Source organism: Cupriavidus sp. CER-90, from assembly GCF_057652055.1.
Genome location: NZ_JBYGYM010000002.1, coordinates 1,199,323 through 1,224,578 on the forward strand (window position 1 = coordinate 1,199,323; position 25,256 = coordinate 1,224,578).

At 67.2% G+C, this 25,256-nt stretch carries 29 protein-coding genes; 16 read left to right on the top strand and 13 right to left on the bottom strand.

The features are described from left to right. The first annotated feature begins 234 nt into the window (after positions 1–234). Positions 235–627 (top strand): rhodanese-like domain-containing protein, encoded by a 393-nt coding sequence (locus tag AC24R4_RS16080; protein ID WP_400394462.1) that lies wholly within the window; start codon positions 235–237, stop codon positions 625–627. Between the two features lie 82 nt (positions 628–709). Here AC24R4_RS16080 and AC24R4_RS16085 read toward each other — a convergent pair whose 3' ends face one another. From AC24R4_RS16085 to AC24R4_RS16100, 4 genes are all read right to left on the bottom strand, one after another. Continuing rightward, entirely contained in the window at positions 710–967 is a 258-nt protein-coding gene (locus AC24R4_RS16085) for a BTH_I0359 family protein (protein WP_061956410.1), read from the bottom strand. 215 nt (positions 968–1,182) lie between these two features. After that, a complete protein-coding gene (gene pcaD / locus AC24R4_RS16090) occupies positions 1,183–2,013 on the bottom strand; it encodes a 3-oxoadipate enol-lactonase (protein ID WP_400394463.1) in 831 nt (276 codons plus the stop codon). Between the two features lie 46 nt (positions 2,014–2,059). Continuing rightward, the gene (locus tag AC24R4_RS16095) at positions 2,060–3,073 is read right to left on the bottom strand and encodes a DUF3108 domain-containing protein (protein ID WP_487523340.1); all 1,014 of its coding nucleotides are present in this window, start codon (positions 3,071–3,073) and stop codon (positions 2,060–2,062) included. Between the two features lie 25 nt (positions 3,074–3,098). After that, entirely contained in the window at positions 3,099–3,971 is an 873-nt protein-coding gene (locus tag AC24R4_RS16100) for an IclR family transcriptional regulator (RefSeq protein WP_400395749.1), read from the bottom strand. A 114-nt stretch (positions 3,972–4,085) separates the two neighbouring features. Between AC24R4_RS16100 and AC24R4_RS16105 the strand changes: the two genes are divergently transcribed. From AC24R4_RS16105 to rfaE2, 6 genes are all read left to right on the top strand, one after another. Beyond that, complete coding sequence (locus AC24R4_RS16105) at positions 4,086–5,066, top strand: fumarylacetoacetate hydrolase family protein (RefSeq protein ID WP_400395746.1); 981 nt, start codon at positions 4,086–4,088, stop codon at positions 5,064–5,066. A 166-nt stretch (positions 5,067–5,232) separates the two neighbouring features. Further along, positions 5,233–6,057 carry an enoyl-CoA hydratase/isomerase family protein gene (locus AC24R4_RS16110; protein WP_153946161.1) on the top strand — a complete coding sequence of 275 codons (825 nt, stop codon included), beginning with the start codon at positions 5,233–5,235 and terminating at the stop codon, positions 6,055–6,057. Between the two features lie 51 nt (positions 6,058–6,108). Continuing rightward, entirely contained in the window at positions 6,109–7,011 is a 903-nt protein-coding gene (locus tag AC24R4_RS16115; RefSeq protein WP_487523341.1) for a PhaM family polyhydroxyalkanoate granule multifunctional regulatory protein, read from the top strand. A gap of 62 nt (positions 7,012–7,073) precedes the next feature. Continuing rightward, complete coding sequence (locus AC24R4_RS16120; protein ID WP_400396149.1) at positions 7,074–8,252, top strand: patatin-like phospholipase family protein; 1,179 nt, start codon at positions 7,074–7,076, stop codon at positions 8,250–8,252. A 132-nt stretch (positions 8,253–8,384) separates the two neighbouring features. Next, complete coding sequence (locus AC24R4_RS16125; protein ID WP_153946162.1) at positions 8,385–9,230, top strand: ferritin family protein; 846 nt, start codon at positions 8,385–8,387, stop codon at positions 9,228–9,230. 94 nt (positions 9,231–9,324) lie between these two features. Continuing rightward, on the top strand, positions 9,325–9,819 hold the full coding sequence (gene rfaE2 / locus AC24R4_RS16130) for a D-glycero-beta-D-manno-heptose 1-phosphate adenylyltransferase (RefSeq protein WP_153946163.1): 495 nt from the start codon (positions 9,325–9,327) through the stop codon (positions 9,817–9,819). A 62-nt stretch (positions 9,820–9,881) separates the two neighbouring features. Here the strand turns inward: rfaE2 and AC24R4_RS16135 are convergent, their stop codons facing one another. The 3 genes from AC24R4_RS16135 to AC24R4_RS16145 all read right to left on the bottom strand — a co-directional run bounded on the left by AC24R4_RS16135 (position 9,882) and on the right by AC24R4_RS16145 (position 12,462). Then, positions 9,882–10,673 (bottom strand): SPOR domain-containing protein, encoded by a 792-nt coding sequence (locus AC24R4_RS16135; RefSeq protein ID WP_487523342.1) that lies wholly within the window; start codon positions 10,671–10,673, stop codon positions 9,882–9,884. A gap of 62 nt (positions 10,674–10,735) precedes the next feature. Beyond that, positions 10,736–11,563: a type III pantothenate kinase gene (locus AC24R4_RS16140; protein ID WP_400394962.1), complete on the bottom strand. Its 828-nt coding sequence runs from the start codon at positions 11,561–11,563 to the stop codon at positions 10,736–10,738. Next, positions 11,560–12,462, bottom strand: coding sequence for a biotin--[acetyl-CoA-carboxylase] ligase (locus tag AC24R4_RS16145; protein WP_487523343.1), 903 nt, complete (start codon positions 12,460–12,462; stop codon positions 11,560–11,562). Before AC24R4_RS16145 ends, AC24R4_RS16140 begins: the two co-directional genes overlap by 4 nt. 138 nt (positions 12,463–12,600) lie before the next feature. Here AC24R4_RS16145 and AC24R4_RS16150 point away from each other — a divergent pair, with 138 nt between their 5' ends. From AC24R4_RS16150 to AC24R4_RS16170, 5 genes are all read left to right on the top strand, one after another. Continuing rightward, complete coding sequence (locus AC24R4_RS16150) at positions 12,601–13,731, top strand: MlaE family ABC transporter permease (RefSeq protein ID WP_153946166.1); 1,131 nt, start codon at positions 12,601–12,603, stop codon at positions 13,729–13,731. Further along, positions 13,728–14,588 carry an ABC transporter ATP-binding protein gene (locus tag AC24R4_RS16155; protein ID WP_400394958.1) on the top strand — a complete coding sequence of 287 codons (861 nt, stop codon included), beginning with the start codon at positions 13,728–13,730 and terminating at the stop codon, positions 14,586–14,588. The genes AC24R4_RS16150 and AC24R4_RS16155 overlap by 4 nt, the downstream gene beginning before the upstream one ends. Then, entirely contained in the window at positions 14,588–15,529 is a 942-nt protein-coding gene (locus AC24R4_RS16160) for an MlaD family protein (protein WP_400394956.1), read from the top strand. The genes AC24R4_RS16155 and AC24R4_RS16160 overlap by 1 nt, the downstream gene beginning before the upstream one ends. A gap of 77 nt (positions 15,530–15,606) precedes the next feature. Continuing rightward, complete coding sequence (locus AC24R4_RS16165) at positions 15,607–16,299, top strand: ABC-type transport auxiliary lipoprotein family protein (RefSeq protein ID WP_487523962.1); 693 nt, start codon at positions 15,607–15,609, stop codon at positions 16,297–16,299. A 50-nt stretch (positions 16,300–16,349) separates the two neighbouring features. Then, positions 16,350–17,633, top strand: coding sequence for a VanZ family protein (locus AC24R4_RS16170; protein WP_400394398.1), 1,284 nt, complete (start codon positions 16,350–16,352; stop codon positions 17,631–17,633). Positions 17,634–17,664: 31 nt separating this feature from the next. Here the strand turns inward: AC24R4_RS16170 and pcp are convergent, their stop codons facing one another. Genes pcp through pxpB form a run of 6 tightly spaced genes read right to left on the bottom strand, consistent with a single transcriptional unit; the run spans position 17,665 to position 22,525 of the window. Then, positions 17,665–18,327 carry a pyroglutamyl-peptidase I gene (gene pcp, locus AC24R4_RS16175; protein ID WP_400394400.1) on the bottom strand — a complete coding sequence of 221 codons (663 nt, stop codon included), beginning with the start codon at positions 18,325–18,327 and terminating at the stop codon, positions 17,665–17,667. Positions 18,328–18,337: 10 nt separating this feature from the next. Next, complete coding sequence (locus tag AC24R4_RS16180) at positions 18,338–19,288, bottom strand: DUF979 domain-containing protein (protein WP_400394402.1); 951 nt, start codon at positions 19,286–19,288, stop codon at positions 18,338–18,340. Between the two features lie 3 nt (positions 19,289–19,291). Then, a complete protein-coding gene (locus AC24R4_RS16185) occupies positions 19,292–20,032 on the bottom strand; it encodes a DUF969 domain-containing protein (protein WP_153946172.1) in 741 nt (246 codons plus the stop codon). A gap of 51 nt (positions 20,033–20,083) precedes the next feature. After that, on the bottom strand, positions 20,084–20,824 hold the full coding sequence (gene pxpA / locus AC24R4_RS16190; RefSeq protein ID WP_092600375.1) for a 5-oxoprolinase subunit PxpA: 741 nt from the start codon (positions 20,822–20,824) through the stop codon (positions 20,084–20,086). 34 nt (positions 20,825–20,858) lie between these two features. Then, a complete protein-coding gene (locus tag AC24R4_RS16195) occupies positions 20,859–21,878 on the bottom strand; it encodes a 5-oxoprolinase subunit C family protein (protein WP_400394404.1) in 1,020 nt (339 codons plus the stop codon). Then, positions 21,875–22,525: a 5-oxoprolinase subunit PxpB gene (gene pxpB, locus AC24R4_RS16200; RefSeq protein ID WP_153946174.1), complete on the bottom strand. Its 651-nt coding sequence runs from the start codon at positions 22,523–22,525 to the stop codon at positions 21,875–21,877. Before pxpB ends, AC24R4_RS16195 begins: the two co-directional genes overlap by 4 nt. Before the next feature lie 394 nt (positions 22,526–22,919). Between pxpB and AC24R4_RS16205 the strand changes: the two genes are divergently transcribed. Genes AC24R4_RS16205 through AC24R4_RS16220 form a run of 4 tightly spaced genes read left to right on the top strand, consistent with a single transcriptional unit; the run spans position 22,920 to position 25,192 of the window. After that, on the top strand, positions 22,920–23,489 hold the full coding sequence (locus tag AC24R4_RS16205; RefSeq protein ID WP_487523344.1) for a PAAR domain-containing protein: 570 nt from the start codon (positions 22,920–22,922) through the stop codon (positions 23,487–23,489). Further along, positions 23,486–24,172, top strand: coding sequence for a type VI secretion system amidase effector protein Tae4 (locus tag AC24R4_RS16210; protein WP_487523345.1), 687 nt, complete (start codon positions 23,486–23,488; stop codon positions 24,170–24,172). Before AC24R4_RS16205 ends, AC24R4_RS16210 begins: the two co-directional genes overlap by 4 nt. Then, the gene (locus tag AC24R4_RS16215; RefSeq protein WP_487523346.1) at positions 24,169–24,531 is read left to right on the top strand and encodes a hypothetical protein; all 363 of its coding nucleotides are present in this window, start codon (positions 24,169–24,171) and stop codon (positions 24,529–24,531) included. Before AC24R4_RS16210 ends, AC24R4_RS16215 begins: the two co-directional genes overlap by 4 nt. A 46-nt stretch (positions 24,532–24,577) precedes the next feature. Further along, positions 24,578–25,192 carry a hypothetical protein gene (locus tag AC24R4_RS16220; protein ID WP_487523347.1) on the top strand — a complete coding sequence of 205 codons (615 nt, stop codon included), beginning with the start codon at positions 24,578–24,580 and terminating at the stop codon, positions 25,190–25,192. Positions 25,193–25,256 lie beyond the last annotated feature (64 nt).

Consider the following 25,256-nt stretch of genomic DNA (forward strand, 5'->3'; position numbering starts at 1 on the left):
GCCTGGTCGTGATGCGCGCGCCCGGCCGGCGGGCCGAATGCGCAAATTTGGGCAAGAGGGCGATTTTATCAGGTAGATCAAGGGATTGCGGGCGGGCGCCCGGCCCCGGCCTGCTGCGCCTGGCGCGGTTGTCAGCCGGAGACAGCGCGCCTACACTAGGAGACGTATTCGCCACGAACCAACCTTCGTTCCCGTCGGCTATCGTTCGCTTTTGTCCGATTTTCGTCAGTTCCCATGCAACACTTGAGCCCCAACGATGCCCTGGCGCTGCTCGGCTCCGAGCCCGATGCGCTCTTTATCGACTGCCGCAGCGAAATGGAATACCTGTTCGTCGGCCATCCGCAAGGCGCGCACAACGTGCCCTGGAACGACGGCCCCGACTGGGAGGTCAATCCGCACTTCGTCCAGGCCGTGAAGAAACTGGCCGGACAGGTATCGGCGCGCCCCGTGGTGCTGATCTGCCGCAGCGGCAACCGCTCGTCGGCGGCCGCCCGGGCGCTGGAGGGGGCCGGCTTCACCACCGTCTACAACGTGCTGCACGGTTTCGAGGGCGATCTCGACGCCCAACGCCACCGCAATACCGTCAACGGCTGGCGGCACGAAGGGCTGCCGTGGGAGCAATACTGAACCACCCCGCCGCCCTGACGCGCCAATAAAAAACGCCCGCTTGGCAAGCGGGCGGCTTTCATTTGGGCCGTGCTGGCAATGCTCAGTGCATCACCAGCGGATTGTTCATGACGGTGTCGAACTTGCCCAGAAACTCGTCGACTTCCTCCACGGATGGCTCGCTTTCGATCAGACGCGTCACGTCGGCGCGGAAGGTCTCGGCCATATGACCGCCGAGGAAAATTTCGCGTTTCAGGTTCTTGTCGACGATTTCGTAGCCGCCCGAGGCAAGGGTCGCATGCTCGACATCTGCGCCAAACTCGACAATGCAATAGTTGTCGCTGTTGTAGATCATTTGCATCGCACTACCTCCTGGCGTATGGTTGGCGCCGGTCCCAAGCCTGCCGGGATGACGCGATTTCCTCTCCAAGCTGAGGGTAGTCGTCCGTAATTCAAGTTTTTGCTGCCCGGACGAACCTTTGCGTGCCGTTGCTTCCCTCCTATGTTTGGGCATCGGCGCCCGCCGCAAGTTTCTTGAGCGCCTGACATTACTGTGTTGCGATCTTCCCAATGGCGTTACGGAATATCACACTGCCCGCCACATGCCGCATGCCCCAGGAACGCATCGAAGATCGCATGGAAGCGTTCCGGTTGTTCGATAAACGACAGGTGCGCGGCGTCGGGTAGTACCTCCAGCTTCGCACCGTGAATTTTCCGCGCAATGGATTGGGCCATCGAGACCGGCGCGCCTTCGTCCTGATCCCCTGTCACCACCAGGGTCGGACAATGGATACGGCCGATCGCGTCCGCCAGGTCGAAGGCCACGATGGCCTGCGCCACGCCCACAAAACCCTGGACCGGGGTGGCCAGCAGCATCCGGTGGATACGTTCCACCTGGTCGGGATGCTGCGCGCGGAACGGCTGCGTCAGCCAGCGTTCCATCGTCGCCGGGGCCATGCCCGCCATGCCGTGCGCCTCGGCCTGCCCGATCCGGTTGGCCCACATCGGGTGGGCTTCCATCGGCGTATGGTCGATCGTGTCCACGAGGGTCAGCGACAGCAGGCGGTCCGGATGGCGTACCCCCAGCGTCTGGGCCACCATGCCGCCGACCGATACGCCGCAGACATGGGCCTGTCCGATGTCGAGCGCGTCCATCAGCGCCACGGCGTCGTCGGCCAGCCGGGTCATGGTGTAGGCGCCCACCGGCGCGTCGCTGCCGCCGTGGCCGCGCAGGTCGAAGCGCAACACGCGATAGCGGTCAGACAAATGACGGGCGGTATCGTCCCACAGTGTCAGATTCGCACCGAGCGCATGCATCAGGACCACCCATGGCCCTTCCCGGCCATCGATGCGCGCCTGCAGCTGGACGTCGCCAGCCCGTATTCGCTGCGCCAATGTGTCAGGCATGTTTCAGTCTCCCGCGTGGTCAACACGTGTCACCGCGGCTACGGCATCACCGCCCTTCACTACTACGATAGACCAGATCGATCTGAGTGCCATCGGGCTCCGTCTGACGAAGCCGCGCAGGCATCCAGTTCAGCGACGGCGCCAGCCAGATTTCCACGCGCCGCTTGTCGTTGGCGTGACGCGCAAGCCTCACAAAGTGTCGCGCGCGCACCACGTCGGTGCCGATGTCGATATCTTCCTCGCCCACGTACTGGACCTGCATCGGCTCGACTTCGCGGGTGTCGGCCACGTTGAACGACTCCACCACGCCCGGCGTGGCATAGCGCTGCGGGTCGCCGCGCGCCCAGCCCACCACTTGCAGGAAGATGCTGAAGCGGTCCTGGAAGGCGGTGGGCATCGGCACCTGGCCGCCACGCGTTTCAAACACCACGGTATTGGCCGTGCGGTCGAAGCGTGCCACTTCCACCTTGCTGCGGCGCGCTTCCTCGTAGCGCGTGGGTGCCAGTCCGCGATCGGTCATGTCGCCGCTGCTCTGGAATGCAAAGCGGAACCACAGCACGCGCGTTTCAACGGCCAGCCGGTAGTGCTTGCCGTCCTGTTCCCATCGGATGATGCCGTCGGGGTTTTGCACGCCGTTGACGAAGCTGGCGTAGCGCAGGGTGACCGAAGGGGGGGCCATGTAGCGCGGCCCGGGGGGCGCGGGCGGCGCGGGGGGCGCCGACGTCTCGGCCGGCGCCGGTTGGGCGCTGGGGCTGGCGGTGCCCGTGCCGGTGCCGCCGGCGCCCGTGCTGGCCGAAGTATCGCCGCTCTCGGCCGTGGCCAGCGCCGGCGCGGCAGGCTCCCTGGCAGGTTCGGGGGCTGGAACGGGCGTTTGGGTCTTCGGCGCGGGCTTTGGCGCCGGACGCGGCGGGGCGGGCGGCGCCGGGGGCTTGGGCGGAGGCAGCAGCACCGCTTCGACCGGCGGCGTCTCGCGCGGATCGGGCAATGCCGGGATCGGCACGCGCACCAGGCTGAACAGCAACAGCCCGTGCACGATCGCCACCAGTGCGATCACCGCCATCCATCGGCGCAGGCGCCGTGGACGCTTACGAGGGGTCTCCGTCCCTTGCGGACGGCTGGCTGTCGCCAAGATAACCAAGTTCCGACGAAATCTGTCGCGCGATATCGCGCACACGGCGGTCTACCGCGCCGCCCCATTCTGCATCGAATACGCTCTGCGCGCCCAGCACGATCAGCGCCATCGCCAAATGACCGTTGGCGTCGAACACCGGCGTCGAGATGGCATTGATGCCCGGCAGCACGCCGCCGCGCGTACGCGCCGCGCCGCGCTTGCGCACGTCGGCGCAGATGGCATCGTAGTCGGCCAGCGACGCGGGCATGTCGGGCAGGGCGACATCGCCACGCGTGGCCAGTTCGCGCTCGATCAGCGGCAGTGTCTGGCGCCGGGACAGGTACGCGCCATAGAGCCGGCCCGTGGCGGAATTGAGCAGCGGCATCACATCGCCCAGCCGCAGGCTCACGCTAACCGGATGACTCGATTCTTCCCAGTGGACGATGGTAGGTCCATGGTTGCCCCACACGGCAATGCCGGCGGTCTGGTCGATCTCGTCGCGCAGTTGCGACAGGATGGGCCGCGCCTTGCGCACCGGGTCCAGCCGGTTCAGCCCGGCCAGGCCAAGCTGCAGCGCGAACGGCCCCAGGTCGTAACGCTGGCTTACGGCGTCCTGCGTGACGGCACCCAGGCGCTGGAAACTGACCAGGTAGCGATGCGCCTTGGCCGGGCTCATGCCGGCGGCGGCGGCCAGGTCGCGCAGCATCATCGCGCGCGGCGAGGCGGCCAGCGCCTGCAGCAGCCGGAATCCCACCTCGATGGACTGGATGCCGGCGCGTTTGGCGTCGTCGCGGCCATCCTCTTGTGCCAGGTCGTCGCGGGAATCGTCATCGTCCACAGCGGTCATGCGCAGCTCGGGAAACAGGAATGTGATGCCGGCCATTCTATACGCGGCCCGCGGCCAGCCCGGGCCGCTCCGGTAGACTACCGGCCATTCTTTGCTGCCAATGTTCGATTTCGCATGAAACTCGCCACCCTGAAGGACGGTACGCGCGACGGCCAGCTGGTCGTTGTCTCGCGTGACCTGAAGACCGCGCACTTTGCCACCGAAATCGCCGGCAAGCTGCAGACCGCGCTGGACGACTGGCCCTTTTACGCGCCGCAGCTGCAGGACCTGTACGACGCGCTGAACGCGGGCCGGGCGCGCCATCCGTTCCCGTTCCAGCCGAAGGACTGCATGGCCCCGCTGCCGCGCGCCTACCAGTGGGCGGACGGCTCCGCCTACGTGAACCACGTGGAACTGGTACGCCGCGCGCGCGGCGCCGAGATGCCGCGCGAATTCTGGACCGATCCGCTGATGTACCAGGGCGGGTCCGACGACTTCATCGGCCCGCAGGACGACATCGTCTGCCCGAACGAGGCGTTCGGCATCGACTTCGAGGCCGAGGTGGCCGTGATCACCGGCGACGTGCGCATGGGCGCCACGCCCGAGCGGGCCGCCGAGGCCATCCGCCTGGTGATGCTGGCCAACGACGTGTCGCTGCGCAACCTGATTCCGGCCGAACTGGGCAAGGGCTTCGGCTTCTTCCAGAGCAAGCCGGCCACCGCGTTCTCGCCCGTGGCGGTCACGCCCGACGAACTCGGCGACGCCTGGCGCGACCGCAAGGTCCATCGGCCCATGATCGTGCACTGGAACAGCAAGAAGGTGGGCGCGCCCGACTGCGGCACCGACATGGTGTTCGACTTCGGCCAGCTGATCGCCCACATCTGCAAGACCCGCAACGTGCGCGCCGGCAGCATCGTCGGCTCGGGCACCATCTCGAACGTCGACCGCAGCAAGGGGTACGCCTGCATCGCCGAAAAGCGCATGATCGAGACCATCGAACATGGCAAGCCCGAGACCGAATTCATGAAGTTCGGCGACGCCGTGCGCATCGAGATGTTCGATGCCGACGGCAAGTCGATTTTCGGCGCCATCGACCAGGTGGTGGCGGCCCGCTGACCGGGCCGGCCTCCCGGCACCGCAGGCGGGCGCATCAGGCCAAACCCCGGCTTGCGGCAGACCGCACGGTTGCGCCTATAATTTCCCGACCGCCCGGTCGGGAAATCGACCGGATCATCGCCTTGCCCCGCGCCCTTGCCGGCGCCTTCTTTCCGGAATTCGCCCCATGACCGCCGACGCCAACACGCTCTCCCCCCGCCTGGCCCGCTACCAGGCCCTGACGCTGCGCCGCCACGGCCCGGTCCTGGAAGTGATCATGGGCGCGGCGCAGTCGGCCAACCAGAAGCTGGCCACGGCCGACGCCAACATGCACCGCGAGCTGGCCGAGATCTGGCGCGACGTCTCGGCCGATCCCGACATCCGGGTGGCCCTGATCCGTGGCGAAGGCAAGGGTTTTTCGGCCGGCGGGGACCTGGCGCTGGTCGAGGACATGGCCAACGATTTCGAAACCCGCACCCGGGTCTGGCACGAGGCCCGCGATCTGGTCTACAACGTCATCAACTGCGACAAGCCGATCGTCTCCGCCATGCACGGCCCGGCGGTGGGCGCGGGGCTGGTGGCGGGGCTGCTGGCCGATATCTCGATCGCGTCGAAAACCGCACGCATCGTCGACGGCCATACCCGTCTGGGCGTGGCCGCCGGCGATCATGCCGCCATCGTGTGGCCCCTGCTGTGCGGAATGGCCAAGGCCAAGTACTATCTGATGCTGTGCGAGTCGGTCAGCGGCGAGGAAGCCGAGCGGATCGGCCTGGTATCGCTCGCGGTGGAAGAAGACGAACTGGTGGCCAAGGCGTTCGAGGTGGCCAACCGTCTCGCGGCGGGGTCGCAAACCGCCATCCGCTGGACCAAGTACGCGCTCAACAACTGGCTGCGCATGGCCGGTCCCGCGTTCGATACCTCGCTGGCGCTCGAATTCATGGGCTTTGCCGGCCCCGACGTGCACGAAGGCATGGCGAGCCTGCGTCAGAAGCGGCCGCCCGAATTCCAGTAACCGGCCGTCGCCCTTGCGCGCGGATGGCCCACACGACAGGGGTGCCGCACCATGTTTGGACAGATTCCCGATTTCGGCAACAGCTTCGAGTTCCTGCGCAAGCTCTGGGCCACCGGCAGCGGCATGCCCGGCGGCCTGATGCCAGGCCTGGGCGCCATGACGCCGCCGATGGATCTCGATGAGGTGGACAAGCGCATCCACGACCTCAAGGCCGTGGAAAGCTGGCTGCAGTTGAACGCGAACCTGCTGCGCACGACCATCCAGGGCCTGGAGGTACAGCGCGCCACGCTGGTCGCCCTGCAGACGTTCGGCAACGCGCTGTCGCCCGAGGCCATGCAGAACGCGATGGAAAACGTCGCCCGCGCCGCCAACGCGCCCAGCGCGCATCCCCCGCAGCATCACCACCCGTTCGGCACGGGCCAGACCGTGTCCGAGGCACAGGCCGACGCCGAAAACGACGAGCCGGACGACGATGACGCGCCACCCGACGGCGCGGAAGCCGCCGAGGCCGCGGCCCAGGCTGACGGCGACGCGGCATCGGCCCAGCCCGGCGCGGCCCCGCTGCCGCCCAACGCGTCGCTGTGGTGGAACCTGCTGCAGCAGCAGTTCTCGCAGATCGCCAGCAGCGCGGCGGCCGCCAGTGCCGCGGCAGCCGGCGCCACGCCATTTGCCGGCATGGCCGGCTTCGGCGCGGGGGCAGCCCCCGGGGCCGAGGGCGTGGAGCCCGGCGTGAAAGGCGATCCGCCCGCGCAGCGCAAGCCGGACGCCAATGGCAAGGCCAGGCCTGCAGCGGGCAAGGCCGCCGCGAAGAAGCCTGCGGCAAGGAAGCCTGCAGCGAAGAAGGCCGCTGCGACGGGTACGGCCAAGCGCGCCGCAGGCAAGGCGCCGGCCAAGGGTGCCGCCACCCGATCCCACACCGGCACGCCGGACGCGCCCGAGGACGGCTCCGAGTGACCACGGCCACGCCCGCCAGCGCCTTCGCACGTGCCAGCCAGCGCCAGAGCACGGCGCTGGTGATGATGGGCGGCGGCGCCCGCGCCGCATACCAGGCCGGCGTGCTGTCAGGCATCGCAAAGATCGCGGCGCGCCATGGGCTGGACCACTGCCCGCTGCCGTTCGGCATCATTGCCGGCACGTCGGCCGGGGCCATCAACGGCGCCGGGCTGGCTACCGGCGCGGCCGATTTCCGCACCGCGGCCGACACGCTGGCGGCGCTCTGGCACAGCCTGCATGCCGACGACGTGTACCGGACCGATGCCGTCCAGATGGGCGTGTCGGGCGCACGCTGGCTGTCGTCGCTGGCCTTCGGCTGGATCACCCGCCGCGCACCGCGCGCGCTGTTCGACAACGCGCCGCTGGGCGGCTTCCTGACCGAACTGTTCGAACCCGGGCGGGTGCAGGCCAGCCTCGACAGCGGCGCGCTGCACGCGTTCGCCGTGACGGCGCTGTCGTACAGCACCGGGCGCCACATCACGTTCTACCAGTCGCACCGGCGCATCCATCCGTGGCAGCGCAGCCAGCGGCTGGCCGTGGAGGCCGCCATCGGCGTGGATCACCTGCTGGCCTCGTCGTCGATCCCGTTCCTGTTCCCGGCCATGCCGCTGGAAATCGAAGGCCATCACGAATGGTTCGGCGACGGCACGATGCGGCAGATGTCGCCGCTGTCGCCGGCCATCCATCTGGGCGCCTCGCGCATCCTGGCCATCGGCGCGGCGTCGCGCCAGCGCGCGGGGTGGTTCGATACGGTGCCCTCAGGCGGCTACCCGTCGCTGGCGCAAGTGGGCGGCCAGGCGCTGGCCAGCATCTTCCTGGATGGCCTGCAGGCCGATATCGAACGGCTGATGCATATCAACCGGCTGCTGTCGCGCATGCCCGAGATGGCCAACGATGCCGAAGGCTGGCGCCCCGTGCAGGTGATGACCGTCTCGCCCAGCGAACCCATCGAGGCCATTGCCGCCGAGCACCTGCACCGGCTGCCGCGCACCGTGCGCGCGCTGCTGTCGCCGCTGGGCGGCACCGAGGCACGCGGCGCCGCGTTCGCCAGCTACCTGCTGTTCGAGCCCGAATTCACGCAGGCGCTGCTGGCGCTGGGCGAACGCGACGCGGCCGCGCAGGCCGACGAGATTGCCGCCTTCCTGTACGGCGTGGTGCCGGAAACCAAGCCCACGGCACAGGAAATGTCGGAAGTGTCGTAGCAGCGACATTTTCGACGCCCGCCAGGGACTCCGCCTGGGCAATCCATCGCATCAGGGCTAAAACGGAGTAGAGAAAACATTCGAGAATGATTCTTGTCTGGTAGAATCCGCCCGTAATTTCAAAGGCTTAGCATGCTCTACCCCGAACTGTTCAAATCGTTGGAAGCGGTCCGCTGGCACATGGACAAGGACATCCCCTGGGATACCTTCGACCCGAGCCTGCTGACTGACGACCAGGCGAAGACCATCCGCATGAATGCGATCACCGAGTGGTCGGCCCTGCCCGCCACGGAGATGTTCCTGCGCGACAACCGCCACGATTCCGACTTTTCGGCTTTCATGAGCATCTGGTTCTTCGAAGAGCAGAAGCATTCGCTGGTGCTGATGGAGTACCTGCGCCGCTTCCGCCCGGACCTGGTGCCGACCGAAGAGGAACTGCACGCCGTGCGCTTCGAGTTCGACCCGGCCCCGCCGCTGGAAACGCTGATGCTGCACTTCTGCGGCGAGATCCGCCTGAACCACTGGTACCGCCGTGCCGCCGAATGGCACTCGGAACCGGTCATCAAGCACATCTACCGCACGCTGTCGCAGGACGAAGCCCGCCATGGCGGCGCCTACCTGCGCTACATGAAGAAGTACCTGCACCAGTTCGGCGACAACGCCCGTGCGGCGTTCGCCAAGATCGGCGTGCTGATGGCATCGGCCCGCCGCACGGAAAAGCCGCTGCACCCGACCAACCTGCACGTGAACAAGGCGCTGTTCCCGAACGACACCGTGCAGTCGCGCCTGCCGGACCCCGACTGGCTCGAACACTGGCTCGACGAGCAGATCCGCTTCGACGAAGTCTGGGAAAAGAAGGTCATCGAGCGGATTCTGCACAATATGTCGCTGCTGTTCGAGCGCACGTTCGAATCGGTGCAGGACCTGAACCGCTACCGCAAGGAACTGAACGCAAACCTGCAGGCCGCCCAGGCCTGACGGATTTTCCGGTTCCAGCCGCTGCAACGAGACCCCGTCGGCTACGATGGGGTTTTTCATTTCGGGCGCCGCCGCCCCTCTCCCGACCCGATCCATGACCGCACCCGCCTTCGAATCCAAGCTGGTACCCGCCGACGACATCGCCGCGCTGCACGCCGCCGTGGCCGCGCTGCCGCGTCCGCTGGTCTTTACCAATGGCGTGTTCGACATCCTCCATCGCGGCCACGCCACGTACCTGGCCCAGGCGCGCGAACTGGGCGCCAGCATGGTGGTGGGCGTGAACAGCGATGCGTCGGTGAAGATGCTGGGCAAGGGCGACGACCGCCCGCTCAACCACGAAGCGGACCGCATGGCCCTGCTGGCCGCGCTGGAATCGGTGGACCTGGTGGCGATGTTCCGCGAGCAGACCCCGGTGGAACTGATCCGCCTGGTGCGTCCGGACATCTACGTGAAGGGCGGCGACTACGACATCGACACGCTGGAAGAAACCCGCCTGGTGCGCAGCTGGGGCGGCCAGGCCTATGCCATCCCGTTCCTGCACGACCGCTCGACGACCAAGCTGCTGACGAAGGTGCGGGCGCACGGCTGACACCCTGGCCGCCGCCCTAGCGACACGGCCCTGCTGACGGGGCCCTGATTACGCGGCTCCCCCTACCCCGCCCGCGCGGCGCTCCCTTCGCCGCGCGCCTGCGTCATCCCTTTGCACGACTGCAGCAACTCCGCGCCGTAGCGCAGGCGGACTTCATCCATGCGAGTCCGCACAGCGTCGTCGGCGTGCGCCACGCGCAGCCAGTGGCGCGACACGGCACGCGGCGCGTCGCTGACCAGCGCCGTGCGCACCCCCAACCCGCGCAGCGTTTCCAGGAATCGGTCGGCCCGTTCGCGCTCGCGGAACAGGCCCAGCGACACCGTGTACGACTCGGGGTCATCGGCGCTCACGACCGACACATCGGTCACCTTGCGGCGGCGCAGCTCGGCCAGCTTGCGGTCGGCGTTCTCGCGCGTGGGCTGGGGCGGCAGATGGACCCACCAGCGCACCTGCTCGCTGCGTTCGAACTGTTCCACCGTCAGCGGCGAACCCGCCGCGATGGCGGCCAGGTCTTCCTTGGCGCGTTGCACGGTCTGCGACGTGAAGCCGCCCATCTCCAGGCAGGCATCGGCCGGCGCGGCGGCCAGCGTCACGCTGCCCGGCGCCGCCTTGCCCGCGGGCGCTGCGCCGGCGGGCATCTCGCCGCGTGGCGCAGGCGCCGACGCCTCGGCGGGCTGCGGCAGCACCTCCATGCGCTCGCGGCGCACCTGCTGATCCACACGTTGCGGCTCGCGTGGGCTCTCCAGCGTGCCGCCCAGCGGATGCGGCCCGAAAACGCCCAGCACGGCCGCCAGCATCAGCAGATTGGCGATCAGCAGGATCAGCAGCAGGACAGTCAGGCCTCTCCGGGACATTTGGCGCGAGTCGGTCGAGTGATGGGCACCGGCAAAGGCTGGCCGGCGAGGATGACAGGGGCTCAGGCGGGCAGCGCCATCGCATGCAGCCCAAGCAGCACAAGATTATCGTGCATCTCGAACGGCATCGCGAGCGCCCCGGCCACCGCGTGCCGCGCGCCGCCCGACAGCAGGCAGCGTACCGGGCCGTGTTCGGCCAGCACCCGCCATGTCCGCTCGACGGCGCCGGCCTGCGCGGCCAGGCAGCCCGCCGCAATCGCGTCGTGAGTGTTGTCTGCGCCCAACGCCCGCACCGCGCGCGTGGCGCCGGCGCCGGTATCGCGCACATCCAGTTCGGGCAGCTGCGCGGTATTGCGCGCCAGCGTGCCCAGCATCAGTTGCAGGCCCGGCAGGATCAGGCCGCCCTCGAACCGGGCGCCATCGGGCGTGGGGGTCACGATGTCGAGTGTCGTGGCCGTGCCCGCCGTGACGATCAGCAATGTCTGATCCGGCAGCCAGCGATGCGCGCCGATGCTGCCCACCCAGCGGTCCACCCCAAGCTGCGTCGGCTCCCGATAGCCGTTGGCCAGCCCGCCATGCGCGGCCGTGGTGCGTACCCATGTCAGCGCGGCCGCGCTGCCGAAGGCCTCCACCAGCAACGCATCGACCTTGCCCGCCAGCGTCGGGCCGGCCACGTTGGCGATCCACACCGCCGGCACGCGGCCGCCCGCCAGTTGCTGCCACGTGCCCAGCAGCGCAGCCCGCTCGGCGGGCGCGGCATGGGCGGTCGCGCCGGCGTGCTGCCAGGGCGTGGGCAGTGCGCCGGCCGCGGGGGCCTGAGCGGGCACGTCATCGTCGCACCAGGCCCATTTGAGCCGTGTATTGCCGATGTCGATCAGCAGCGTACTCATGCGGTGGCTCCGCGCAGCGACACCTCGCCGCTGGCAATGCGTTGCAATCCATCGGCGGTTTCCAGCAGCAGGTGGCCGTCGCTGTCCACGCCGCGCGCCAGGCCTTCGGCCAGCACCTGCCCGTCATGCAGCAGCCGCACAGGTTCGTTGCGGAAGGCATCGCGCGCCGACCACGCCGGCGCCAGCGGCGCAAAGCCCTGGGCCAGGAACGTGGCGCGCATGGCCGCCAGCCGGTTCAGCACGGCGGCCAGGATGCGCGTGGGGTCGCGCTGCGGATCGAACGACGCCATGGCCTCGGACACACCCGCCAGTTCGCGGCCCAGCGCCGCTTCCATGCCGGTGTCGCGCATCAGGTTCAGCCCGATGCCGATCACGGCCCACAGCCGCTGCGGCCCGGCCGGCACCGATTCGATCAGGATGCCGGCCAGCTTGCGACCGTCGATCTGCAGGTCGTTGGGCCACTTCAGGCCCACGCGCGCGCCGCAGGCGGCGTCGCAGTCTTCCAGCGCCTGGGCCACGGCCAGCCCCACGGCCAGGCTCAGGCCGCTGAGCCGTGCCGGCGCCAGCGCCAGCGGCATCGCCACCGAAAACATCAGCCCGGCGCCCTGCCAGGGCCGCCCCTGCCGGCCACGGCCGGCGGTCTGGCGGTAGGCCACGCGCACGCGCGCGGCGTCGTCGGCCCATGGCGCGCTGCGGCTGGCCTGGGTCAGGTCGGCATTGGTCGAGCCGGTTTCCGCCACGACCTCGACCTGCCATGACCGGGCGGGGCCGCCGGCGAGCGCCTGGCGCAGGGTGTCGGTGTCGATCCGCCATGCCGGCAGGGTGGCGGCATTGGCGGCATCGGCGGCACGGTGGTTGGCGGCGGCATCGGGAAAGTCTGGCATGGGGACGGCAGGCATCTGGAATTCATCCGGCGGGGCGAAGCATGGCGCGGAGTCTGGCGAGATTGTAGCCGTGGCCGTGTCAGCGGATGTCCGGTCGCGTGTCCCCGGTTGGTAGCATAGAATCGAGACTCCGCCATCACATCATCGCCGCTTTTGGATCGCCAGCCGACGCCCGCCATTGATATCTCGCGCCAGGACGGAGCCTGCAGCATACAGCTGCAAGGGGACTGGACGGCTCTTGCACTTGCCGGCTGCCATGAGGCGCGCGGCCTGCGCGCCCAGCTGCATGAACTGACCGAGGCGCCCCAGCATGCCGAATGGTCGCTGGCCGGCGTGACGCGGCTCGACCATATCGGCGCGCAACTGATCTGGCAGGCCTGGAACGGCCGCATGCCCGAGCGCGTGGCGCTGAACGACGGCCAGCGCCGGGTGTTCGAGCGCATTCAAAACCTGCGCACCGACGGCTGGCGCAAGACGATGGTCGACCGTTTCAATCCGGTGACCCTGCTGGGTGCCAAACTGCTGTCGTTCTTCGCCCAGCTGGCCAACGGCATCACCATGCTGGGCCAGCTGGCATTCGACCTGCTGCGTTTCGCGCGCGCGCCGCATCGCGGCCCGTGGCGCGAGATCTCCGCGAATGTCTACAACGTCGGCTATAAGGCACTCGGGATCACGGCGCTGGTCGGGTTCCTGATCGGCATCGTGCTGTCCTATCTGTCGGCCAACCAGTTGCGCACGTTCGGCGCCAGCACCTTTATCGTCAACATCCTGGGCATGGCGGTGATCCGCGAACTGGGGCCCGTGCTGGCCGCCATCCTGATCGCCGGCCGCTCCGGCTCCGCCATTACCGCCCAGATCGGTGTGATGCGCGTGACCGAGGAGCTCGACGCGATGAGCGTGATGGGTATCTCGCACGGCTTCCGGCTGATCATGCCGCGCGTGATCGCGCTGTCCATCTCGATGCCGCTGCTGGTGGCGTGGACCGACGTGATGGCGCTGGCCGGCGGCATGGTGGCCGCGCGCTACCAGCTCGACATCAGCTACGCGTTCTTCCTGCGCCAGCTGCCCGATGCGGTGCCGGTGGCGAACCTGTGGCTGGGCCTGGGCAAGGGCGTGGCGTTCGGCATGCTGATTGCGCTGACCGCCTGCCACTTCGGGCTGCGTATCAAGCCCAACACGCAGAGCCTGGGCCAGGGCACCACGGCATCGGTGGTGACGTCGATCACCGTGGTCATCCTGGCCGATGCGGTCTTTGCCATCCTGTTCAAGAACGTGGGGCTATGAATACCATCGCCACGCCGCAAGTCGGCCCCGACACCCCGCGCGAGAAGATCATCGAGGTGCGCGACCTCGTCAAACGCTATGGGGACAACGTCGTGCACGACGGCCTGAACCTGGACGTCTATCGCGGCGAGGTGCTGTCGATCGTGGGCGGCTCGGGCACGGGCAAGACGGTGCTGCTGCGCCAGATTGTGGGGCTGGAGCGGCCGACGTCGGGCACCATCAAGGTCTTCGGCGAGAACCCGGCCAGCCTGAACGCCGCGCAGCTGCAGACGCTGCGCAACCGCTGGGGCCTGCAGTTCCAGCGCGGCGCGCTGTTTTCGGCGCTGTCGGTCATCGACAATATCGCGCTGCCGCTGCGCGAAATGCGCGCGCTGCCCGACAACCTGATCTGCCAGGCATCGCTGCTGAAACTGCAGCTGGTGGGGCTGTCGGCCAGGGACGCCGACAAGATGCCGTCGGACCTGTCGGGCGGCATGATCAAGCGCGTGGCGCTGGCGCGTGCGCTGGCACTGGAACCCGAGCTGGTTTTCCTGGACGAACCCACGGCGGGCCTCGATCCGATGGCGTCCGACGACTATGTGGCCCTGATCCGCGAATTGCGCCGCGAACTGGGCCTGACGGTGGTCATGATCACGCACGACCTGGACACGCTGGTGGCGCTGTCCGACCGCGTGGCCGTGCTGGCCGACCGCAAGGTACTGGCCGCCGCGCCCATTGCCGAGGTGATCAAGGTCGATCACCCGTTCATCCGCGAATATTTTCTGGGCGACCGCGCCCAGCGCGCGCTGCAGGCGCTGCCCGCCCTCAAGGGCCCCGGCAGCCCGGCCGCGCCCACTGGAAACACTGGAGAGACCTGATGGAAAACAAGTCAAACGCCTTCCTGGCAGGCGTGTTCACCATCGGACTGGCGATCCTGGTGCTGTTCTCGCTGTTCTGGTTCAGCAGTGACCACGCCGTGCGCGTGCCGTACGACCTGATCACGCGTTCGACGGTCAACGGGCTGGGACCGCAGGCCGACGTGAAGTATCGGGGCCTGGATGTCGGCAAGGTGTTGTCGATCAAGTTCGATCCGCAGGTGCCGGGCCAGATCATCGTGCGCATCAGCGTCAACCAGGACACGCCGATCACGCGCACCACCTATGCCACGCTGGGCTTCCAGGGCGTGACCGGCATCGCCTATGTGCAGCTGGACGACACCGCGCGCGAGGATGGCGCTGCCGCCAGTTCGCCGCCGCTGCATACGTCGGCACGCGAGCCGGCGCGCATCGTGATGCGGCCGGGCTTCTTCGAGGAACTGGAAAAGCGCGGCGACTCGCTGCTGACCCAGACCGAGACGCTGATGTCGTCGCTCAACGAGATGTTCCAGACCACCAACCGCGACGAGCTGATGGCCGCCATCAAGTCGGTCCACAAGACCGCCGACGACTATTCGAAGCTGGCCGCGTCGCTGCAGCCCGCCGCCGCCCGCCTGCCGCAGGCCGTGGACAACCTGAACGCCACGCTGGCGTCCACGCGCCGGCTGGCCGATGACCTGGCCAGCCCGCATGGCACGGTGATGAGCACCGTGAACCGCGTGGGCGAGAACATGCAGGGCGCCGCCGATTCGGTGCAGCAGGCGGCCGGCATCTTCACCCAGGAAACGCTGCCGCAGATCAACGGGCTGGCGCGCGATGCCCGCCAGGCCACGCGCAGCATCGACCGTGCGGCCGGCCAGTTCAACGACCAGCCCAGCAGCGTGCTGTTCGGCGGCTCGGCCGTGGCCCCCGGACCCGGCGAGCCGGGCTTCCAGGCCCCCTGAACCGCCGCCACGCCATGCGTCAGACCCACCGTCGGGAATCCACCATGAAAACCCGTTCCGCCCTTGCCTCGCTGGCCATGCTGATGGCGCTGTCCGCCCTGACCGCCCTGACCGCCCTGTCCGGCTGCAGCGTGCTGTCGCCCGCCAAGCCAAGCACCACCTACGACCTGGGCCCGCTTGCCGCCGCACCGTCCCAGCCGCCCGCCCGCCTGCCCAAGCTGCGCGTGGCCGATACCGGCGGGCCGACGTGGATGGACGGCCGGGGCATCTATTACCGGCTGCAATACACCCAGGCCCAGCGGCTGCAGGCCTACGCCACGCAACGCTGGGTGGACGCCCCGACACGGCTCTTCGACGACCGCCTGCGCGACGCGGTGTCCGGGCGCGGCGAACTCACGTGGTACGGCGACACCAGCGTGCCGGCCGTCAAGGTGGACCTGCTGGGCTTCGAGCAGGTCTTCGACTCGCCTACCAGCAGCCGCGGCGTGGTGCGCGCGCGCGCCACGGTATTCCACAAGTCGCTGATCGGACAGAAGACCTTCGTCGCCGAGCTGCCGGCGCCCAGTGCCGACGGCGCCGGCGGCGTGAAGGCGCTGTCGGCCAGCAGCGATGCGGTGATCGCCGCCATCCTCGACTGGGCCGCCACGCTGCCGCTGGAAGCCGCCGCCGCAGCCGGCCCGGCGCCGCTGCCGCGCGCGAACCCGCCCGGGCGCAACGCGGTGCCGCTGCCGACCGACGAAACGCCCACGCCCACGCCCCCGCGCCAATGAGGCACGGAAAGCCTATAGTGCGAATCAGGCCGTAAGGTTTCACGCAGTCAATGGCACCGGATACGCCCCTGCCTCCTTCGCCCCCGACGCCCCCAGAGGCCCCGCCGCAGCCGGAGCTCGAGGGCTGGTTGCCACGTCATTCGCCGCTGGCGCGTGTGGGGCTGATCTGCTTCACGTTGCTGGTGGTCTACGCCAGCCTGTATCCGTTTTCGGGATGGTTGAACAACGGCATCTCGCCGTTCGCCTTCCTGACCGCGCCCAAGCCGCGCTACATCACCGAATTCGACCTGCTGACCAATGTGCTGGGCTACTGCCCGTTCGGCGCGCTGGTGGTGCTGTCGCTGCATCCGCGCGTATCGGGCGCGCGCGCCACGCTGATCGCGCTGGTGGCCGGCGCGCTGCTGTCGTCGGTCATGGAAGCCCTGCAGACGTGGCTGCCCACCCGGATTCCGTCGAACATCGACCTGATCACCAACGCGCTGGGCGCGCTGCTGGGGGCCGCCGTGGTGGCGCCGTTCACCAGCGCGCTGATCGACCGCGGCAACCTGACCCGCCTGCGCATGGCGTGGTTCGAGCCGCATGCCAGCTTTGCGATCGTGCTGATCGTGCTGTGGCCGTTCGCGCAGGTGTTTCCGCAGGAACACCTGTTCGGCATGGGCGGCATCGTGCGCGAATGGCTGACCGATCCCGATTCCTGGCCGATGATGTGGGTGCAGGCCTACTTCCCGGCGCTGATCGCCTGGCAGGACAGCATCAACCTGCGGCCCGACGACCTGCAGAACCAGTTGCTGCTGGAAACCATGGTGACGGCATCGAGCTGGATCGGCACCGGCCTGTTTGCATCGGTGGCCATGCGGCGTACCGCGCCGATGCTGCGCATCCTGGCGGCGCTGCTGACCGCCGCGCTGATGATCAAGGCCGGCGTGGCGGAACTGCAGTTTCCCGACGACAACGCGTTCAACTGGCTGTCCGAAGGCGGACGCTTTGCCCTGCTGACCAGCTCGCTGGTGCTGGTACTGCTGCTGCGCGTGCCACGTTGGCTGCGCGCCGTGCTGGCGGTGGTGTCGCTGACCGGGCTGGTGATACTGACCAATATCCTGCCGCCGAACCCGTATGCGTGGATTTCGGAGCAAGGCTGGCGCATGGGCCGCCTGGTGCACTTCAACAGCCTCGCGCAATGGCTGGGCTGGGTCTGGCCGTTCCTGGCCTTCTTCTACGTGGTCTGGCGCTTCGAGCAGATCACGCTGCGGCGGCGACTGCAGAAGCGCGCCCAGCGCCGCGCGACGGCGCGGGCCGTGGCCGCCGCGACGGAAACCCGGCAGGAATCGAAGTAGGCGTCAGCGGCGCATTGCCGCTGGCGACGTGTCAGTGCAGCTGGCCGCCCTGCTCGCGGATATCGGCATCGGTCGACAGCGACGTGGCCACCGCCACGCGCAGGCCGGCGACCAGCGTATCGAGCGCCAGGCTGGGCGCGCCGGGATGCCGGGCGGCCTGCTCGGGCAGGTACGGAATGTGGATGAAGCCGCCGCGTGTGGCCGGGGCCGCCGCGTGGCGTTGCGCCAGCGCATGCATCAGCCCGTAGAACACATGGTTGCAGACAAAGGTGCCGGCAGTTTGCGACACCATCGCCGGCACGCCGGCTGCGCGCATGTCGCGCACGATGGCCTTGATCGGCAGCGTCGAGAAATACGCGGCCGGGCCATCGGGCGCAATGATGTGGTCGATGGGCTGCGCCCCGGCGTTGTCGGCAATGCGGGCATCGTCCACATTGATCGCCACGCGCTCGATCGACATCTCGGTGCGGCCGCCAGCCTGACCCACCGCAATCACCACCTCTGGATTTAAAGATTCTACGAGTTGCGCCATGGCGTCGATGGCGTTGCCGAACACGCACGGCAACTGGCGCGCGACAATCACCGCATCGCCAACGCGCTGGCCATCGAGCGCTCGCACCGCCTCCCACGAGGGATTGATCGGCTCTTGTTCAAACGGCTCGAAGCCGGTCAGCAGGACGGTACGAACGGACATGGCAGTTTCCTTACATCAGGAAGTACAACAGGAAGATATTGGCGATCAGGATGCCGAACGCGGTGGGCAACTGCGCGCGGATCACGGCGTTCTTGTCTTCCAGTTCCAGCAGCGCGGCGGGCACGATGTTGAAGTTGGCCGCCATGGGCGTCATCAGCGTGCCGCAGTAGCCCGAGAACATGCCGATGGCCGCCATCACGGCCGGGTTCGCGTGGAACATGCCCACCAGGATCGGCACGCCTACGCCGCCTGTCATCACCGGGAACGCGGCAAAGCCGTTACCCATGATGACCGTGAACAGCGCCATGCCCACGCAGTAGACCGTCACCGCCACGAACTTGAAGTCCATGTTGATGTACGACGTGGTCAGGTGCGCCACGGCCTTGCCCACGCCGGCATCGGCGAACACCAGGCCCAGCATGGCCAGCATCTGCGGCAGCACCAGCGCCCAGCCCAGCGCCTCGATCAGGCGGCGGGATTCGCGCATGCTCTGCGCCGGCGTGTCGCGCGTCAGCCAGCAGACCACGAACAGCGACACCAGGCAGCCGACACCCAGCGACACGAACGTGACGTTCTTCGGATCGAGCAGCGGCAGCCCGGCAATCCTGAAGTCCTTGAACAGCACCGTGCCCAGCACCGTGATCAGCGGAATCAGCAGCGCCGGAATGAACAGCTTGTTGCCCAGGCGCTGGGCGCTGGCGCGGCGCTTGTCTTCCGGCAGCGTGCCGTGCTTGCCATGGCCCACGCCGCCAAACCCGGCGATCAGCGCCATCACCACGGCACCCACGCCGACCACGGCCGGCGGGATCTTGTCGCCGATCAGGAAGATGACCGCATAGAGCAGCCAGAACAGGCCCGTGGTCAGACGGCGCGGATGCGTCTTGTCCGCGAACGTCATCAGCGCGGTGATCAGCAGGACAAAGCCGGCCAGCCAGTAGAGGTATTCGATCGAGATAATCATCGCTTACTCCCCCTTGGCCGCGGCGGCGACGGTGGCCGACGTGCCGGCCGGTTGCTTGCCACCGAGTTCGCGGGCCAGCCAGCCATCGAGGCGCTTCAGGCGCACGGCATGGATCAGGAAGGCGCAGATCGCGGTGGGGATGCCCCACACGGCAATGTGCAGCGGCTCGACGTCGATGTTCGACGACAGCAGGAACGTGTGCATCAGCGCGATGGCACCGAACGCCACGAAGATGTCCTCGCCAAAGAACAGGCCCACGTTGTCGGTGGCCGCGCAGAAGGCCAGCACGCGCTGGCGCACCGGCTCGGGCAGGTGACCGAAGCGGGTCTCCGCCGCGCCTTCGGCCATCGGGGCCAGCAGCGGGCGCACCATCTGCGGATGCCCGCCCAGGCTGGTCAGGCCCACGGCGGCGGTCAGCTCGCGCACGGCCAGGTAGACGATCAGCAGGCGGCCGACCGTGGCCGATGCGATGCGCGAGATCCACGCCTGCGCATGCTCGCGCAGCCCGTGGCGTTCCAGCAGGCCGATCACGGCCAGTGGCAGCAGGATGATCAGCGGCAGGTTACGTGCCTTGACGAAGGCCGTGCCGATGGCGGTGAAGATTTGCATGACCGGCATCGACGCGGCCAATCCCGTGACAATGGCGGCTGCCGCCACCACCATCATGGGATTGAACCGCAGGACGAAGCCAAGGATGATGACGCCGACCCCGAGCAGGGGCCAAAGATTGACAGCCGATTCCATGGGAAACACCTGATAGCGAGTGAAGCAAAGCCTGCGCCTGACGGGGGGCCGTCAGTTGCCGGCCCGGATGGCGATGCCTTCCGCGCCGAGCCGTTCCCGGATGCGGCGCGCAAAGGCAAGCGCGTGGGCGCCGTCGCCGTGCAGACACACGGTTTCGGCGCGAATCGGTACCCAGGTGCCGTCGATCGCGCGCACCTGCTTGTCGCGAATCATCGAGAGCGTCTGGTTGAGGGCGACGTCTTCGTCGTCATGCAGCGCGCCGGGCGTGCCGCGCTTGACCAGCGTGCCGTCGGGGTTGTAGCCGCGGTCGGCGAACACTTCTTCCTTCACGCGCAGGCCCGCGTCGCGCGCCATGGTGATCATCTGGCTGTTGGCCAGGCCGAAGAAGACGAGGTCGGAGTCGTAGTCGCGCACGGCGCGGATGATCGCGTCGCACAGCCTGGCGTCGCGCACGGCCATGTTGTACAGCGCGCCATGCGGCTTCACGTGGGCCAACTGGCCGCCCTGCGCGCGCACCATCGCGTCGAGCGCGCCGATCTGGTACAGCACGTCGGCATAGACCGCCTCGGGGTCGCGCTGCATTTCGGTACGGCCGAAATTCTCGCGGTCCGGAAAGCTCGGATGCGCGCCGATGGCCACGTTGTTGTCCAGCGCCCACTTCACGGTCTGCAGCATCGTTGCCGCATCGCCCGCGTGCCAGCCGCACGCCACGTTGGCGGAACTGATCAGCTGGATCAGGGCTTCGTCATTGCCGCAGCCTTCGCCAAGGTCGGCATTCAGGTCGATTTGCATGGGCGTTCTCCGGATGTGTGGGGCGATTTAAGGGTTATGCGACGAACCGGGTGGTCGTGCGGCGGCGCGCGGCAATCTGCAGGCCCTGGCTCTGCCAGCGCAGCGCCTGGTCGATCTGGCGCAGGTAGCGATCCACCTCGGCCTGGGCGGCGGCGGCCTCTTCGACGGTCACCTGCCGGAAGCGCACCGTGGCGCCCAGCGGCACCTGGGCCAGGCGCCACAGGTCGGCGCCGATCACGGTACCGATCTTCGGATAGCCGCCGGTGGTCTGCGCGTCGCTCATCAGCGCGATCGGCTGGCCATTCGGGGGTACCTGCATCACGCCCGGCACCACGCCGTGCGACAGCAGATCGCCCGAACGGTCGGCGCGGCGCGCCAGCACGGGGCCCTGCAGGCGCAGGCCCATGCGATTGCTCTGCGGCGTGATCGACCAGTCCGACGACCACAGCGCCGCCTGCGATTCGGGCTCGAAATCGGGATACTCGGGGCCGGCCAGCATGCGGATCACCAGCGCATTGCCTTCGCGGTTGACGGGCAGCGCCCAGCCCGGCGCGGCCACGCCGACCCAGTCCTGCTCGGCGTCGATGCCGGGGCGGCCCACGGGCAGATGGTCGCCTTCCTTCAGCACACGGCCTTCGAAGCCGCCGAAGCTGGACTTGAGATCGGTGCTGCGCGAATGCATCACCAGCGGCACATCGATGCCGCCCGCCACGCACAGGTAGGTGCGCGAGCCACCGCGCGGCGCGGGCAGCGTCAGCGTTTCGCCACGTCGCACATCGAAGGCATGCCAGGACCAGACCGGCACGCCATCGACATTCGCGCTGCACTCGGCGCCGGTCAACGCCACGCGCATGTCTGCCTCGAAGCGCAGCGCCGCGCGGCCCAGCGTGAATTCGATGGCCGCCGCATTCGGGTCGTTGCCCAGCAGCCGATTGCCCACCTTCAGCGCCAGCCCGTCGGCGGCGCCCGAGCGGCCCACGCCAAAGCGGCGGAATCCGGTACGGCCCAGGTCTTGCACCGACGCCTGCGCGCCAGGTCGGAGGATCTCGATCACAGCAGCACCTCCTCGGCAACGAAACGCACGGTGTCGCCGGGCGCGAACAGCGATGGCGGATCGCGGTCCGCCACGAACAGCTGCGCGTCGGTGTGGCCAATCAGCTGCCAGCCGCCGGGCAGTACGGCCGGATAGATGCCGGTCTGCTCGCCGCCAATGCCCACAGCACCGGCCGGCACCGCCAGGCGCGGCTCGCGGCGGCGCGGCGTGGCCAGTTCGGGCGCCATGCCGCCCATATAGGCAAAGCCAGGCTGGAATCCCAGGAAATACACGACGTATTCGCCCGCGGCGTGGCGACGCACCACTTCGTGCGGCGTCAGGCCGGTATGCGCGGCCACATCGGCAATATCGGGACCGAACTCGCCGCCGTAGCGCACTGGAATCTCCACAAGCTTGCCCGTGGTGTTGCGCGTCTCGCCCGATGCCCACGCGAGCTTCAGGTTGCGCTCCAGCGCCGCCACATCGGCGGTGTCGTCAAAGGTCAGCGTGAGGTTGTTCATGCCCGGCACCACGTCCACCACGCCACGCCAGTCGGCCGCACGTTCGGCCATGGCCCAGATGCGGCGCTGAACTTCCAGCGAGGCTGGCGGCGCGACGCTGTAGAGCAGCGCCTGTTCGGCCAGACGGTGAACGGAGCATTGAGGCATGGACGGGCTCGCTGGTTGGGGGCGGGGCTTCGATCCCTGCAGTGTAGGCACCGCACGGACCGCGACATGGCTCGCCAATGAACCCGATGTGACTCAATCGAATTTCATCAACGATTTATCGATAAATTCATCATATCGAAACATGGCAATGCCCGGCACTCGGGGTAGACCCTATGTAGTTATGCACCGTTAGCGGCAATTTCGCACCAAAAGCGCATCAATATGACGGATAAAGCGCTAGCGCTGAAAGTTCGTTGAAAGGCGACCAGAAGACATCCAGCCGCGGGCCTGAAGGCCGTGAGCTTTTGACACCAGGCAAACGAAGGCGAACCTGAGACGACCACCCCGGATGGCGCTGCTAGATTGGCGTCGCTTCTAACCCAAGGGGAACGCGATGATCCGATGCAATCTGGTGGAGGGAGATCGGTCGAGCGCCAACGGCGTGACGCTGGAAGGGATGCCGCAGGACACCATCAACGGCAAGCGCATGGCATTCCTGGGCGCCAGGGTCTATTGCCCCGCGTGCAGGACGACCGGGCAGATTGTCGGGGTGGGACCGCGGCATCTGAGCGACTTTATGGGTCAGCAGGAGGCCCTGGACGGAGATCTATGCGTCTGCAAGTGCGACCCGTCGCCGATCATGATTGCGTCCCAGAACTTGGTGTATCACCAGTTCGGGCCTGACGAGCTTGCGACGATGGGATTGGACCCATTCGGCAAGCCCCTTCCCCGCGCGGCGCGCACAAGCAACGATGGCCAGCACCGCTTCGACGAACAGGTGCAGCTGGTAGCCCCACCCGGATACGAGATCGCCGGCATGCGCTATCTGATCAAGGGCTCGGACGGTTCGGTGAACCGTGGCACCGTCCCGGCTGACGGCATGCTGCCGCGCATCTTCACGTCGTCGGAGACGACCTATACGGTGCTCTGGGGAGATGCGGCAGCTGCGGAGGACGAGGCATGACAGTCGTCGTCGCCCGCCATCGGGTTCCCGCCACGGGAAAGGCGAAGGTCAAGACAACGCGTACCGAGGATTCCCTGGTCTGCCTGGAAGTCGAGCCGGTGACATTTGCGCAATTGTGGGCAAGCTATCCCGACGAGTCCAACCCACACAAGAACGCCAATTACACGAACCAGTGCGCCATCCGACTTAGCATTGCGCTACACGGTGTTGAGGTCGATATGAAGTCCTTCTCCGAGCGGACGGTGCCGAAGATGCCTGGCAAGAAGCAACTCGGTCGCGACGTGTACCGTAAGCCCGGCAAAAAACCGCGGGATCCCGACAAACCAGTCGCCCTACGTGCCTACGAAATGGCCACGTGGCTGAAGCAACGGCCGCAGTTCTGTGGCATGCCAGCAAAGCCGGAAGACATTACAGGCCAGGATTGGCAGACGAAGGTACGGGGCCGCACCGGGATTATTTATTTCTTTGGATATTGGCGACAGGAGGGGGACAGCGGCGGCCAGCTCACGGGTGGCCACATTGACCTGTGGAATGGCTCGCGATTGACCATCACCAGCCCATTGGGAGCGATTTACACAATGGGGCGATGGGCAGGCATACGCACCGCCTTCGTGCCGTTCACGAATATCGGCTACTCGGATCTCGGTGCTTCCGTTGAAATATTGTTCTGGGAAATCAAGTGAAACGCCTGCTCGCCATTGCCGCAGGATTTCCCAGCGGAATCACTCTCACGTGGATATGTCTGTATGTTTTCAGTCGGCTCGATTGGCCGGTATCAGGGGCCATCGTCAGAGACAGGAAAAGCGATTGTTGGGATCTCGAACACTGCGCCAACCCCCATGCGACCGATTATGTCTATTTGACGCTATTTCTACTATGGCCCGCCATATACTTTTCCACGATCAATGGTCTTGCGTATCGCAAGTGGTCATTAAAGAACTGGGCGTGGTCGACGGGTATAGGAGGCCTGCTAGCGATGGCATTCTATTATCTCTCATACGCAGGACCGGGCATCATCGCTTATTTGACGAATGCTCGTTGAAAAAACAGGTCTGGGCCCGTGCAGACATCCTGTGCCTCGATATCAAATGAAAACGCCAATTCTCGTCCAACGACTGATCGCGGTCTGCCTGTTTGCCGTGCTGATGATCGTGCCGCTGTATCTTGCGTCGAGCAGCTTCACATGGAATATGCGCTATGGCACGCCGCTGCCAACATTGTTTCTGCTGGCGTTGGCTGGCTGCGTGGGCCTGGTACTGACCTGTATGGCGCTGAACTGGCGAAGCCTGGCCAGCAGCCGGTCGTACTTGATGTTGTCCTGCACCGTTTGCCTGGCGATAACTGTCGCGCTGGGCGCCTTCTACTTCATGGAAACGTTTCGGGAGCTTGCCGGCATGTACCGGACGAGTCTGATCCGGGCGGACGGAAGCCACCCGCACATGGTCATTGCAACCAGGGACGTGGAAGGGATTTACTACGAAGGGGATTATTCGAAGGTCGTCCCCATCCACCAATGGGAACGTTGCGTCCTGAGCGGCACGATGACGTGTTCGGAAACGCCCAGGATTGCCTATATGGACTGTCAATCGAAGGGGCGCCTGAACGTAACGGAGCCCTTTTGGAAAGACTTTGCGCTCATTCCAAGAGAGAACGCGCCCGGCGTTGACCCCATCAAGACGATCAACCAGTGTGACGAGGATTGAAACGTCCGTCGGCACACATTGCGACAGTTCTGCTGCATGGCTCCCGGCCCGCTCGACGGGCCGA

Coding starts and splice junctions, on each gene's coding strand:
- AC24R4_RS16170 (WP_400394398.1), top strand. CDS start 16,350: ATGGCACCGGATACGCCCCTGCCTCCTTCGCCCCCGACGCCCCCAGAG.
- AC24R4_RS16120 (WP_400396149.1), top strand. CDS start 7,074: ATGATGGGCGGCGGCGCCCGCGCCGCATACCAGGCCGGCGTGCTGTCA.
- AC24R4_RS16140 (WP_400394962.1), bottom strand. CDS start 11,563: ATGAGTACGCTGCTGATCGACATCGGCAATACACGGCTCAAATGGGCC.
- AC24R4_RS16210 (WP_487523345.1), top strand. CDS start 23,486: ATGACAGTCGTCGTCGCCCGCCATCGGGTTCCCGCCACGGGAAAGGCG.
- AC24R4_RS16205 (WP_487523344.1), top strand. CDS start 22,920: ATGATCCGATGCAATCTGGTGGAGGGAGATCGGTCGAGCGCCAACGGC.
- AC24R4_RS16110 (WP_153946161.1), top strand. CDS start 5,233: ATGACCGCCGACGCCAACACGCTCTCCCCCCGCCTGGCCCGCTACCAG.
- AC24R4_RS16085 (WP_061956410.1), bottom strand. CDS start 967: ATGCAAATGATCTACAACAGCGACAACTATTGCATTGTCGAGTTTGGC.
- pxpA (WP_092600375.1), bottom strand. CDS start 20,824: ATGCAAATCGACCTGAATGCCGACCTTGGCGAAGGCTGCGGCAATGAC.
- AC24R4_RS16115 (WP_487523341.1), top strand. CDS start 6,109: ATGTTTGGACAGATTCCCGATTTCGGCAACAGCTTCGAGTTCCTGCGC.
- AC24R4_RS16080 (WP_400394462.1), top strand. CDS start 235: ATGCAACACTTGAGCCCCAACGATGCCCTGGCGCTGCTCGGCTCCGAG.
- AC24R4_RS16135 (WP_487523342.1), bottom strand. CDS start 10,673: ATGTCCCGGAGAGGCCTGACTGTCCTGCTGCTGATCCTGCTGATCGCC.
- AC24R4_RS16105 (WP_400395746.1), top strand. CDS start 4,086: ATGAAACTCGCCACCCTGAAGGACGGTACGCGCGACGGCCAGCTGGTC.
- AC24R4_RS16185 (WP_153946172.1), bottom strand. CDS start 20,032: ATGGAATCGGCTGTCAATCTTTGGCCCCTGCTCGGGGTCGGCGTCATC.
- AC24R4_RS16095 (WP_487523340.1), bottom strand. CDS start 3,073: ATGGCGGTGATCGCACTGGTGGCGATCGTGCACGGGCTGTTGCTGTTC.
- AC24R4_RS16125 (WP_153946162.1), top strand. CDS start 8,385: ATGCTCTACCCCGAACTGTTCAAATCGTTGGAAGCGGTCCGCTGGCAC.
- pcp (WP_400394400.1), bottom strand. CDS start 18,327: ATGTCCGTTCGTACCGTCCTGCTGACCGGCTTCGAGCCGTTTGAACAA.
- AC24R4_RS16160 (WP_400394956.1), top strand. CDS start 14,588: ATGGAAAACAAGTCAAACGCCTTCCTGGCAGGCGTGTTCACCATCGGA.
- rfaE2 (WP_153946163.1), top strand. CDS start 9,325: ATGACCGCACCCGCCTTCGAATCCAAGCTGGTACCCGCCGACGACATC.
- AC24R4_RS16145 (WP_487523343.1), bottom strand. CDS start 12,462: ATGCCTGCCGTCCCCATGCCAGACTTTCCCGATGCCGCCGCCAACCAC.
- AC24R4_RS16100 (WP_400395749.1), bottom strand. CDS start 3,971: ATGACCGCTGTGGACGATGACGATTCCCGCGACGACCTGGCACAAGAG.
- pcaD (WP_400394463.1), bottom strand. CDS start 2,013: ATGCCTGACACATTGGCGCAGCGAATACGGGCTGGCGACGTCCAGCTG.
- AC24R4_RS16220 (WP_487523347.1), top strand. CDS start 24,578: ATGAAAACGCCAATTCTCGTCCAACGACTGATCGCGGTCTGCCTGTTT.
- AC24R4_RS16180 (WP_400394402.1), bottom strand. CDS start 19,288: ATGATTATCTCGATCGAATACCTCTACTGGCTGGCCGGCTTTGTCCTG.
- AC24R4_RS16165 (WP_487523962.1), top strand. CDS start 15,607: ATGCTGATGGCGCTGTCCGCCCTGACCGCCCTGACCGCCCTGTCCGGC.
- AC24R4_RS16155 (WP_400394958.1), top strand. CDS start 13,728: ATGAATACCATCGCCACGCCGCAAGTCGGCCCCGACACCCCGCGCGAG.
- pxpB (WP_153946174.1), bottom strand. CDS start 22,525: ATGCCTCAATGCTCCGTTCACCGTCTGGCCGAACAGGCGCTGCTCTAC.